Source organism: Bradyrhizobium sp. (assembly GCF_016462955.1).
Lineage (GTDB): Bacteria > Pseudomonadota > Alphaproteobacteria > Rhizobiales > Xanthobacteraceae > Bradyrhizobium.
The window spans coordinates 250-1,058 of sequence record NZ_JAEMSD010000799.1; the positions used below are offsets into that span (position 1 = coordinate 250).

Genomic DNA, 809 nt, shown 5'->3' on the forward strand with positions numbered 1-809 from the left:
GAACTCGGCCCCAAATTACAGGGCGCGCTCGCCCGGTCCGACGCGCTGATCGTCATCTGCTCGCCCACGGCGGCGCGCTCGGTCTGGGTCGACAAGGAAATCCGATCGTTCAAGCGCTGCAATCCGGGCGCCCCGGTCTTCGCCCTGATCGCCGCTGGCGTGCCCGGCGATCCCGACACCGATTGTTTTCCCGCGCCCTTGCTGTTCGCGCTGGACGAAACGGGCGAACTGGACCGCAGCCAGCCGCTCGAACCGCTGGCGCCCGACCTGCAAAAGAATGAGCGCCATATCGTCAAGCTCAAGCTGATCGCGGGCCTGCTCGGCGCCCCCTATGCCGCGCTCTACCGACGCGACCAGCGCCGCAGCCGGCGAATCGCCGCGGCCCTCTCCGCCGCCGCCCTGCTACTGATCCTGGTGCTGAGCGGCCTGTCGATCGCCGCCTTCACCTATGCCCGGATGGCGGTGCAGCAGCGCAACGAGGCGCAGGCCGCGCGCAAACTGGCGGAGCAGAACGCCGACAAGGCGGAGCGCCGCGCCTGGCTGGCCCAGGTCGCCGCGCAGGAGGTACGGCGCATGGTCGCGGAAGGCGAGAGTTGCCCGCGCCCGTAAAAATCGAGATCAACATCCTCCGTTCGGGCTGAGCCTGTCGAAGCCCCGTCCTTCTTCCAGCGTGAGAAGGAAAGAACAGCCCTTCGACAGGCTCAGGGCGAACGGGCCTGTTACAGGTTTATTGCCTCAGTCCCTCCAACTCGGATCGATCCGGTCGATTCGCCGCACCATCGTCTGGAAATCGGGCACGCCCGGCCCGA

At 67.4% G+C, this 809-nt stretch carries 1 protein-coding gene; it reads left to right on the forward strand.

What is annotated here, in order from left to right:
• The coding region (locus JHD07_RS38535; protein WP_291631748.1) for a TIR domain-containing protein at nucleotides 1-609 on the forward strand (609 nt) is incomplete at its 5' end.
• Between the last annotated feature and the right edge of the window lie 200 nt (nucleotides 610-809).